Origin of the sequence: Sphingosinicella sp. (assembly GCF_013911755.1) — a bacterium.
Classification (GTDB): domain Bacteria; phylum Pseudomonadota; class Alphaproteobacteria; order Sphingomonadales; family Sphingomonadaceae; genus Sphingosinicella.
On the sequence record NZ_JACESP010000009.1, the window covers coordinates 107,254 to 117,249 of the forward strand.

11 protein-coding genes and 1 pseudogene are annotated in these 9,996 nt (G+C 60.2%); 4 read left to right on the plus strand and 8 right to left on the minus strand.

Annotated elements, in window-relative coordinates; translation table 11 throughout:
- Window positions 1-58 precede the first annotated feature (58 nt).
- The 4 genes from H2052_RS08480 to H2052_RS08495 form a co-directional block, all read right to left on the minus strand.
- Window positions 59-1,054, minus strand: a complete 996-nt coding sequence (locus H2052_RS08480; protein ID WP_293780142.1) for an alpha/beta hydrolase — start codon at window positions 1,052-1,054, stop codon at window positions 59-61.
- Between the two features lie 11 nt (window positions 1,055-1,065).
- The gene (locus H2052_RS08485; protein WP_293780145.1) at window positions 1,066-2,199 is read right to left on the minus strand and encodes a zinc-binding dehydrogenase; all 1,134 of its coding nucleotides are present in this window, start codon (window positions 2,197-2,199) and stop codon (window positions 1,066-1,068) included.
- A gap of 180 nt (window positions 2,200-2,379) precedes the next feature.
- Window positions 2,380-3,033, minus strand: a complete 654-nt coding sequence (locus H2052_RS08490; RefSeq protein ID WP_293780149.1) for a TetR/AcrR family transcriptional regulator — start codon at window positions 3,031-3,033, stop codon at window positions 2,380-2,382.
- A gap of 110 nt (window positions 3,034-3,143) precedes the next feature.
- A complete protein-coding gene (locus H2052_RS08495) occupies window positions 3,144-3,629 on the minus strand; it encodes a cupin domain-containing protein (protein WP_293780152.1) in 486 nt (161 codons plus the stop codon).
- 113 nt (window positions 3,630-3,742) lie between these two features.
- Between H2052_RS08495 and H2052_RS08500 the strand changes: the two genes are divergently transcribed.
- Together H2052_RS08500 and H2052_RS08505 are read left to right on the plus strand one after the other, a co-directional pair.
- Window positions 3,743-4,471, plus strand: a complete 729-nt coding sequence (locus H2052_RS08500) for a glutathione S-transferase N-terminal domain-containing protein (RefSeq protein WP_293780155.1) — start codon at window positions 3,743-3,745, stop codon at window positions 4,469-4,471.
- Window positions 4,468-6,075 (plus strand): AMP-binding protein, encoded by a 1,608-nt coding sequence (locus H2052_RS08505; protein ID WP_293780158.1) that lies wholly within the window; start codon window positions 4,468-4,470, stop codon window positions 6,073-6,075. The genes H2052_RS08500 and H2052_RS08505 overlap by 4 nt, the downstream gene beginning before the upstream one ends.
- Before the next feature lie 84 nt (window positions 6,076-6,159).
- Here H2052_RS08505 and H2052_RS08510 read toward each other — a convergent pair whose 3' ends face one another.
- Window positions 6,160-7,134, minus strand: coding sequence for a zinc-binding alcohol dehydrogenase family protein (locus H2052_RS08510; protein WP_293780161.1), 975 nt, complete (start codon window positions 7,132-7,134; stop codon window positions 6,160-6,162).
- A 74-nt stretch (window positions 7,135-7,208) separates the two neighbouring features.
- Window positions 7,209-7,703, minus strand: a complete 495-nt coding sequence (locus H2052_RS08515) for a nuclear transport factor 2 family protein (protein ID WP_293780164.1) — start codon at window positions 7,701-7,703, stop codon at window positions 7,209-7,211.
- A gap of 31 nt (window positions 7,704-7,734) precedes the next feature.
- Here H2052_RS08515 and H2052_RS08520 point away from each other — a divergent pair, with 31 nt between their 5' ends.
- Complete coding sequence (locus H2052_RS08520) at window positions 7,735-8,604, plus strand: fumarylacetoacetate hydrolase family protein (protein ID WP_293780167.1); 870 nt, start codon at window positions 7,735-7,737, stop codon at window positions 8,602-8,604.
- A gap of 21 nt (window positions 8,605-8,625) precedes the next feature.
- Here the strand turns inward: H2052_RS08520 and H2052_RS08525 are convergent, their stop codons facing one another.
- A complete protein-coding gene (locus H2052_RS08525) occupies window positions 8,626-8,937 on the minus strand; it encodes an EthD family reductase (RefSeq protein WP_293780170.1) in 312 nt (103 codons plus the stop codon).
- Window positions 8,938-8,944: 7 nt separating this feature from the next.
- Window positions 8,945-9,415, minus strand: coding sequence for a hypothetical protein (locus H2052_RS08530; protein ID WP_293780172.1), 471 nt, complete (start codon window positions 9,413-9,415; stop codon window positions 8,945-8,947).
- Between the two features lie 214 nt (window positions 9,416-9,629).
- Between H2052_RS08530 and H2052_RS08535 the strand changes: the two are divergent.
- Window positions 9,630-9,996, plus strand: a pseudogene (locus H2052_RS08535) (IS21 family transposase); the annotation flags it as partial.

Consider the following 9,996-nt stretch of genomic DNA (forward strand, 5'->3'; position numbering starts at 1 on the left):
TCTCTCAAATCAGTTTTTACATTAGCTTGTTAAAATAGCAAGTATCTTGCTCGCGCGATCATTCTGGAAAATGGCGTTCAATCCATGCGATCATCGCTAACGTCACCTCGTTCGGATTTTCCTGCTGCAGCCAGTGTCCGGCGCGGCGAACAAGCTGTCGCTCGAGCCGGGGCACGACGCATTCCATTCCCTCAGCAGCCGCGGGCGGAAGAAAACGATCGTGTTCGGCCTGAAGGAGAAGCGCCGGCTGTTGCACGATCCCGTCGTAGGAAGCCGCGGTTTCCCAGTTGCGCGTAATGTTGCGGTACCAGTTAATCGCCCGAGTGAAGCCGGTCGCCTCGAACGCTGAGACAAAATGGTCGAATTCGGGCCTGGACAGAAAATGTTCGCGCCCGTCGCAACCCGGATCATACGCTTCGATTTCGCGCACGATAGGGAGAATGGACGTCCCCGCCCCGGGGACAGTAGATATGCCGGTGCCGCGGTTGTTCATGTCGGCTGACGGCCGTCGGAAGAAATAGTCGAGGGTCTTCCGCGGACTGCGATCAAGAATCGCGTCGGGTTCGCCCTGCTTCTGGAAGTGAACCATGTACATGTCTTCGCCAAAGCGCCGGCGCATGATCGCTATGGGATCGGCGGGAGAGCGGGCATGGAAAGGTGTGCACAGGCTGATGACGCCAGCGACATGCCGCGGTCGGCGCATTGCCATGTTCCAGGCGAGTGCTCCACCCCAGTCATGCCCGGCAATGATCGCTCTCGAAGAGCCCACCTTGCCGAGTAGACCGACAATGTCGTCGCAAATCGTTTCCATGTCATAGGCTTCGACGTCATCCGGACCACCGGTCGCGCCATAACCTCGCAAATCCGGGACGATGACAAAGTGGCCACTGCGGGCAAGCGCTCCGACCTGGTAGCGCCAGGAAAAGGACGTTTCTGGAAATCCGTGGCACAGGACGATCGGACATCGCGAGCCCAGCGACCCGAAGGTCCTGTAAGCTATGCACAAGCCGGGAAGCTCCGCGGCGCGCAGCGGCGTGCCCAAGAAAGGATGCATGGCCGGCCCGCTCAGTCTCGTCGGGGATCGATTAGGGTTTTCCGCCCCGTCGCGCGTTCTGCAAAATTGCGGATTGCGTCCGTGCCGAGCGCGTCCTTAAGGGAAATCACTGAATGAAACTGGCTCGCGAAGGTTGTTCGCAACTCGGCTCTCACGCGGTTGCGCAGGCGCTCGGCAGCTTCATTTCCGATCTCATCGAGAAACGAGGGGAGCAGCCAACCGCCCATACCCCATGCCATTCCGAATTTACGCTGCACTTCGATCGGGCCGACATCGAGCGCTCCATAGATATACACCTGCTTGCGGACCGGAGAACCGTAAAGACTGTATTTTCCTCCACGCTCGGCTTGCGCCGCCTCCATCGCGCCGAGGATCGTTCCGGCGAGGCGGCCGCCACCGATGGCGTCGAACGCCAGGGTCGCTTCGGTCTCGCTTATCGCCTTTTTGAGTTCGTCCTCGAAGTCCGGCGAAGCGCTATTGAGCACATGCTTTGCCCCGGCAGCGCAAAGCATTTCGAACTGCGCCTTGCTCCGCACGATGTTTACCAGAGCAATGCCGTCGGCAAGGCACAGCCGGTTGAGCATCTGCCCGAGGTTAGAAGCGGCTGCGGTATGAACCAGCGCCTTGTGGCCCTCTCGCCGCATGGTTTCCACCATGCCGAGCGCGGTCAAGGGATTGACGAACGCAGCAGCGCCTTCGGCGCTGCTGGCGCCGTCGGGCAGGACCAGACAGTCCTTGGCGGGGAGAATACGATAACGCGCATACATGCCGCCGGCAAAGGCAGCCACGCGCTTTCCGAGCAGATGCTCCGCGTTCACGCCGGCTCGAACAACCAGCCCGGCGCCTTCGTTCCCAGTCGGCAAGGCAACGTCGAGACGCGCCGCTACAAGCGGAAGAAGCTGTGGGGCGACATCCATGACGGCAACGGGCGCGGCCTCGGTACCTTCTGCGCGCAAGCTCGTGATGTCACCGTAGCCGATCATCAAGCCGATATCGGAGGGGTTCACCGGTGCCGCTTCGATCGCCACGACGATTTCGTCGTCACCAGGCTCGTCCAAACGGGATTCCTTCAGGGACAGTTCGAGACGGCCCGTCGCTGATATGGTCGAGCAAAGCTGGATGTTTTCAAAGGGGCCCTGCGTCACTGATTGGTCTTTCATCTACTGACAATACGAGAAATGACATTTACTTGTTTATATAGCAAGTATATATCTCCGCGCAATTCGTGAGAGGGGCCGAAGCAATAAACAATGTCTCGGCCGTAGCGGAAGCTGCAAACCCTGCGGGACTTCCCGCACGCCGCTTATGCGGAGGATGCTTCGCTCTTAGTTGTTGAGCACAACGACATTGGCTGCCGCGGTGCCTTGGGTGGCAATGCCACGGAGGACCAGCGACACGATATCTTCGCCTGCCGACACCATGTCGATCGAACGGTCGATCAGCCACGCGGCCATGATGCCATTGATGGCGGTCACCAGGATGAAGCTCATCCGTTTCGCATCGATATCATCCCGAATTTCGCCTCGCTCGATACCTTCTTGAAGGTGGCGTTCGACTTCGTCGAACCCGACCTGCCGCAATTTTGCCAGCTCCGCGAACTGATCGGCGGTGTCGGGTCCACGCCCGAGGTCTGACAGGACCACGTGGGCAACGCAGAGGCAAATCGGATCCTTGGTGAGGTCGCAATAGGCCCGGATCAGCTTCAGCAAACCGGGCAGGCCGGGTTCACGGTGCAGTTCGGACATCTCACGATGATATTCTTCGCTGATGAAATTCACCAACGCGACTTCGAAATTGGCCTTTGCACCAAAATGGTGCGCGGGTAGCCCGCGGCTATAGCCAGCGAGAATCCCTACGTCCGCGAGGCGGAGATTGTCGAGGCCGCGCTCGGCTACGAGGCGTACCGCGGCTTCGAGCATACGGCGCTCCGACTCTTCCCGGCGCTCTTCCTGGGTGCGGCGTGTGGGCTTCGCGACCATGTGCTTCCTGCCTGCTCAGTGAATCTACTATTTCACCAAGCAAACTAGTTAGTTTCAATCCGCCATGCAAGTCGCCGAAGCCCGCACGAAAAGTCCGGACAGCGTCTGGGTCAGCCTTCCGGCTCGACGTTGAACTGCCTCCATCCACTCGGCTGGGCATCGTCAGGCACGATCCCGATCGTCTTTATTTTTCCGGGAAAGGTGATTTCGATGCCTTCGAAATCGTCGGAAGAGTCAAGTTCGCGGTGGCGATTGTTCGGCGGCTGAAACAGGAAGGTACCCGCTTCTACCCGTACCTCGCCTACGCCTTCGAACTCATAAATTGCCCAGCCTCGTGTGATATAGCCGACCTGATAGCCCCATTCGTGCCAATGCCAGGGCGTCGTGTGTTTCTTCCCATCCGGAACCGCGCGATAGACGCGCGCGCCGACCGCGCCCCCGCTCAACTTCTCGATATCGGTGCTCCGCAGCAAGAAGGAATCCGACGATTCCATTGGCTGGAAACTATCCTCGGTCAGATGCATGAAATGGGCCGTGGTCGCCTGTTCCATTTCCGGAGCCGGGGGCAAAGGTTTGTCGATTACGTCTCCAGACACAAAGAATTCTCCTCTTGATAACAGGATGTTGGAGCTCCAATGCCGGGCATTCTATAATTTGCTTGTCAGCATAGCAAGGAAATTATAGGCGGTTTGATCGAAGGAGTAATGCGGTGATCGAATTTCATTATGTTCACACGCCAAACGCGCGAAAAGTACGCATCATGCTTGCGGAGACTGGCTTCGCCTTCCGTCGCATCGATTACGACGTACGGGCCGGCGATCACCTCGTACCCGCGTTCCGCAAGCTGAACCCCAATAACAAGCTCCCCGTGATCAGGGACCTTGCTCCGGCCGCCAGCGCCGAGCCGGTTACCGTTTTCGAAAGCGGCGCCATTCTCATCTATCTGGCGGAAAAGGCGGCGCAGCTCTTGCCCGCCTCAGGAACTCAGCGGGCGATCACACTTGAATGGCTCATGTGGCAGATGTCGGCGCTCGGCCCGATGGGCGGCCAAGCCGTCCATTTTCGTCGCCATGCGCCCACCAACGAGATTTATGCCAGGCAGCGCTACGACAACGAAGTGATTCGGCTGCTCAACGTTCTGGAATATCGGCTAACCCAGGCGGAGTATCTGGCGGAGGACTATTCGATCGCCGACATTGCCTGCTGGCCGATCGTCTCGGCGATGCCGTTCTTCGGGTTCGACCTCGAGGAGTTCGTGGCGATTAACCGATGGCGAGGTGCAATCGCGGCAAGGCCTGCTGTCCAGGAAGCGATGGACGACAGTGAAATCCCCGACCGTCTGAAAGCAAATCCCGCCGCCCTTACCGACGACGAGAGATCGATCCTCTACGGCGAAAGACAGGTTGCCGCGGCAAGCTACAAGGCGGCGGCGCTATGACGGTAAAATCCAGCGCAGCGATTACCGAGGACGCCATGTCCGACCCGTCAACCGCCTATAATTTTACGATCGACGTCGTCGATGCGCTTGCCGCGCAACGCCCCGACGACCTTGCCATGCTTTGGGTGGACGGTGATCGTCCACCCCAGGCGATCAGCTTCGAGGCGCTTTCGCGGTCGGCCGCCCGATCGGCATCCGTGCTCAAACAGGCTGGCGTCAAAAAGGGGGACACAGTCCTCATCCTGCTGTCGCGCGAGCGGGAGTGGTGGGAGATCATGCTGGCCTGCCTCCGAATCGGCGCGATTGCATCGCCCGGAACGGTACAGCTCAGCGCCAAGGACATCGCATACCGTGTCGAAGCTGCAACGGCGCGCTGCATCGTGTCTACATCAGGCACGGCGGCAAAGGTCGACGAAGCATCCCTGCCTGCCGACTTGAAATTGATCCATGTCGGCGGGCCGCGGCCAGGATGGGTGGATTATGCGGCCGAATTCACAGCAGCCAAGCCATTGACCACAGCCGAGGTTACCTGGGCGGGAGAGGACGCGCTCTGCTATTTTACCAGCGGAACCACCGGCTATCCCAAGATGACGATTCATACGCACGGCTATACGGCAGCGCATCGCATTACCGGTGACTATTGGCTCGACCTCAAGCCGGGCGACTTGCACTGGAACCTCTCCGACACGGGTTGGGCGAAAGCTGCGTGGAGCAGCCTGTTCGGTCCGTGGCAGCGAGGTGCGGCAATTTTTGTTCATCACAGCAGTGAATTCGATGTCGAGGCTGTGTTGACCCTGCTCGAACAGAATGCGGTCTCGACACTCTGCGCGCCCCCGACGGCCTATCGTATGTTCGTGCGGCACGGGCTCGAGGGGCGCAGGTTCGCGCGCCTCAGACATTGTGTAAGCGCCGGTGAACCCCTCAATCCCGAGGTGATCGATATGTGGCGATCTGCGACCGGGCTCGAGATTTACGACGGTTATGGCCAGACAGAAACGGTGCTGCTTTGCGGCAATCGACCTGGCGCCCGCCGCCAGGGCTCGATGGGCAAGCCGGCCCCGGAGTTTCGCATGGCCGTGATCGACGAGACCGGGTTTCCGTTGCCGCCGCGCCGCGAGGGCGACATCGCGCTTTCGATCGCCGGCGGCCGCCCGCCGGGGCTCTTCAAGGAGTATCGGGGAGATCCCGACCGTACCGCCAGCGTGTTTCGCGGCGACTGGTATCTTACCGGTGACCGCGGCCTTGTGGATGAAGACGGATTTTTCTGGTTTGTCGGACGTTCCGACGACGTCATTCTCTCGTCCGGCTACCGCATCGGTCCTTTTGAGGTCGAAAGTGCCCTATTCGAGCACCCTGCCGTCGCCGAAAGCGCCGTTGTTGCGAGCCCCGACCCCACCCGCGGTGAGGTCGTCAAGGCTTTCGTCATCCTGTCGGCCGGCTACACGCCGTCCCAGCAATTGGTCGAGGAACTGCAAGCCCATGTGAAAGCGACGACCGCTCCGTACAAATATCCTCGCAAGATCGATTTTGTGGCGTCGTTGCCCAAGACCATCAGCGGCAAGATCCGGCGCAAGGAACTGCGCGACGCCGAATGGGCGAGTTGAAGCTTATCCAGCGCTGGAATGGGTTGAAACAGGAAGGGGCAGGACGTTGCCGCCCTGCCCCCCTCTCCCCCCGGTAAAGTCGACTTAGGGAATAAGCAGGACGCGGCCAAACGCCTGCCGGCTTTCGATGAAGGCGTGGGCAGCGGCGGCTTCGGATAAAGGGTAGGTTCGATCGATGGGCGCTTTCAAGGTGCCGTCTGCGACGTCCTGAATAAGCGATTGCACAAGATCATGCGCCCGGTCGGTTGCGATCTCCGCGCCGAAGAAGACACCGGTCACGGAGGAGTTGGTCCCGATCAACGGCAGCACGTCGACCAGAAGCGGCTCGCGCGCGGCGGCACCGATCAGAGCAACCCGCGCCCGGTAGGCCAGAGTGCGCAGACTTGCTTGCAGTACGGTTCCGCCGACCGGATCGATGACGAGATTAACCCCCCCACCGTCTGTGATCCTGGCGACTTCCGCGACGAAGTCGTCGCGTGCATAGTTGACCCCATGGTCGAGGCCATAGTCCCGGAGGCGTTCTAGCTTGGAATCGGAGGATGCCGTTGCGATGACAGTCGCCCCGGCACGCTTCGCCAGCTGGATCGCCGCGAGCCCGACCGCGCCGGCGCCACCGTGGACGAGCACCGTTTCACCGGCCTGTAGCCCTCCGAAGTAGAACAGGCTTTCATGCGCTGTCCCGAATGGGACGGGCACGGTAGAGGCGGTGTTGATGTCCATGCCGCTGGGCACCGGCCAGGCGTTGCGAGCGGCAACGGCGCGAAGCTCGGCGTGCGAGCCGAACGCGTCAAGCGTCACCACCGGCTGGCCGATGGACAGATGGTGGACATCCGCGCCAACTGCGATGATTTCGCCGGCCGCCTGATACCCGATGATGTGCGGAACACGCGGCATCGGCGCAGCGAGTGGGTTCGCTCCGCGATTGAGCGTATCGCCGCCTTCGATGCTGATCGCCTTCACACGGATGACGACCTGATCCGGGCCGCAGACCGGATCAGCCACATCTTCATATTTGAGCACATGGGGTGGGCCCTGCTCGTAAAACACCGCTGCTTTCATGTTATTCTCCAGAGTACAGGTTCAGGATGGGTCGTGGCCGCAGTTTCGGACGCCTGCGCGCGCCTTCGGCGATGTCAGTCGCCGCTGCGGGTCGCCTCGACGACTTGAAGCGTGTCAGCATATTGCTGGAAACCCGCGATACGCCCCTCGCGTAGGGTCCACACATGCGCCATCTGAGCGTCGATGCGCTTCCCTGTGCGCCGAAAAACCCCCCGATAACGTCCCGAGGAAAACACCCTGTCTTTGCCAAGCGGAGCGACGTCTTCGACGACGACGACAAACTCGTCCCAGTCTGCCGGGACGCGGGCGAGTACCCCCTCAGCTACCGCTTGCGGCCCAATATAGGGATTGCGGTCGGCGTAAGGATAATTCTCAGCCTCCAGCCAGAAGACATCCTCGGTCAGGGCAGCGAGCGCTGCATCGCCGTCACCGCGGGCGAAGGCTGCGTAAAATTCCTTGATCAACTCGACATTCGATTGAGTCATGGCGGCCCCTTTCATCGCTTCATTATATTTTGCTTGTTTGCATAGCAAGTATTTTGATAGGGCCATGTCAATTGGCGTAGCCATGTGATCCCCCCAGGAAGAAGGAACCTCTTCAATGCGCGTAGCCCGCATCGCCCAGAACGGCCGCCCTGGCCTTATGCTCGGATCGGATGGTTCAAGCCGGGTCCTGTTTCACGACGAACACGCTCTGCCGAGCCTCGACGAGATCGTGGCGGGCAACCCAGATGGGCTCGCGAAGATCGCCGACACCTTCAGCGATCGGGGCGTGGAAGTCGACGGCAGGGATGTTCGATTCTTTCCGCCGCTCGCACGCCCGGGCAAGATCATCTGTGTCGGTCTCAATTATGTCGATCATGCAGCCGAAGCAGGGTTCGAGCTTCCACTCTTTCCCACGCTCTTCGTGCGCTTCGCCTCCAGCCTCGTCGGCCATCGCGACCCCCTCGTCAAACCGTCCGTTTCCGATGCTTTCGACTTTGAGGGTGAATTGGTCGCAATCATTGGCCGGGGCGGCCGCCATATCGACGAAGCGGACGCGCTCGATCACGTGATCGGATATTCCATTTTCAACGATGCGTCGGTCCGCGACTACCAGATGAAAACCACGCAATGGACCGCGGGCAAGAATTTCGACGGGACCGGTGCGTTCGGGCCGTGGATCGTCACCGCCGACGCACTCCCGCAGGGCGCGACCGGGCTGAAGCTAGAGACCCGACTGAACGGCGAGATCGTCCAGAGCGCCTCTACCGATGACATGATTTTCCCTGTCGCCAAGCTCGTCGCGATTTTGTCGTCTTTCATGACGCTGGAGGCGGGGGATGTCATCGTGACAGGCACCCCGGCCGGGGTCGGTATGACGCGAACGCCTCCCCTGTACATGAAACCCGGTGACCTCTGCGAAGTGGAAATCGAAGGGATCGGCTTGCTGTCTAACCGCGTCGAGGCCGGCGAGAGGGCAAAGGCCTAGGGCCTTTGTCATCCCGGGCGTTTAGACGGGTGCTGAGTCGAAAAGGACGATCTGGATGTTGGAGGGATCGGCAAAATTCGAAATGTCGGCAATAGCCGCTTGGCCTGCGGTGCTCGCCAGCGCTTCCCGGGCGGCGGCAACCGAAGCGAAGTGCATCTCGGCAATAAGCATGACATTGCGCTGCCCTCCGGCTGACGTGGCGGCGGCTTCGCCAACCTCGAACCGGACGAGCCCGGGGAGCGCCTTCACTAATGGCACGTGAACCGAGAAATAATGCGATCGATAGGCTTCAGGATCGGGCGGGAAGCCGTGTATCGCCAAGAGTTTTGCCATGGTCGTCTCAGGATTCTGTGTGGGTGTAAATGACTTCTCCATACCCACCGGTGTCATCGAGCGGAAAAAGGGTCACCACGTCTTCTGCCGGGGATTTTACCCAGATTCCTTCGAAGTCAGACGACCGGTCCAGGACGCGAAGCCGGTTTCGCGGGAGATGACGAATTGCGGTTCCCGCTTCGACACGCACGACGCCGAGACCTTCGAATTCGTACAGGATCCAGCCGCTGATGATGTAGCCTATCTGAATGTCGAGATCATGCATGTGCCAAAGCGGCGGGTCGGCAACATCGCCGCTCGCGCGAAAGATCTGAACGCCGACCCGCCCTCCGGTCCGCTTGCCGAATCCGATATCCCTGATCTCCATCCCCGACACGCCAGGCGGCGAATAGAACGCCCCTTCTGTCAGTTCGCTGAACATGTCCCTGTCCGCGAATGTCATATCGCTGCGCGGCGGCGGAAGCGGCGCGTCGGTCATGGCAATCCTCCCTTGTCTCGAGCAGCAAGTTAGCGTCGATCGTCGACAAAGAATATCATTGCTTGTTAACTTAGCAAGTATTATTCCCCCTACTTGAGAACGGCGGAGCAATATTCGACCACGGTAGCGGCGGGATAGTCCTGCTGCGGGCGGCGTAAAAGTCGTCCACCTTGAAGCCTTTCTGCCGAGTCAGGGAGGTGTGGGGATCTACAGCGTGGAACTTTATCTTCAGGTCCGTCTGGCTTGCGCGGATGGCATGAGCCAACGGGCGGCGGCGAAGCGTTTCAATGTGTCGCGCGAAACGGTACGCAAGATGCTGTCGTTTTCATCGCCGCCGGGTTACCGGCGCCAGTCCGTACCGCAGCGCCCGAAGCTGGACGGGTTTGTGGCGATCATTGATGGATGGCTTGAGGGTGACCGCAGTGTCCCGCGCAAGCAACGCCATACGGCGAAGCGGGTATTCGACCGTTTGCGCACCGAGCATGGTTTCACCGGCGGCTATACGATCATCAAGGATTACATCCGGGAGCGCGAACAGCGCAGCCGGGAGATGTTCGTGCCGCTGGCGCACCCTGCGGGAG

Coding starts and splice junctions, on each gene's coding strand:
- H2052_RS08480 (WP_293780142.1), bottom strand. CDS start 1,054: ATGCATCCTTTCTTGGGCACGCCGCTGCGCGCCGCGGAGCTTCCCGGC.
- H2052_RS08510 (WP_293780161.1), bottom strand. CDS start 7,134: ATGAAAGCAGCGGTGTTTTACGAGCAGGGCCCACCCCATGTGCTCAAA.
- H2052_RS08525 (WP_293780170.1), bottom strand. CDS start 8,937: ATGGCAAAACTCTTGGCGATACACGGCTTCCCGCCCGATCCTGAAGCC.
- H2052_RS08490 (WP_293780149.1), bottom strand. CDS start 3,033: ATGGTCGCGAAGCCCACACGCCGCACCCAGGAAGAGCGCCGGGAAGAG.
- H2052_RS08505 (WP_293780158.1), top strand. CDS start 4,468: ATGACGGTAAAATCCAGCGCAGCGATTACCGAGGACGCCATGTCCGAC.
- H2052_RS08520 (WP_293780167.1), top strand. CDS start 7,735: ATGCGCGTAGCCCGCATCGCCCAGAACGGCCGCCCTGGCCTTATGCTC.
- H2052_RS08515 (WP_293780164.1), bottom strand. CDS start 7,703: ATGGCTACGCCAATTGACATGGCCCTATCAAAATACTTGCTATGCAAA.
- H2052_RS08530 (WP_293780172.1), bottom strand. CDS start 9,415: ATGACCGACGCGCCGCTTCCGCCGCCGCGCAGCGATATGACATTCGCG.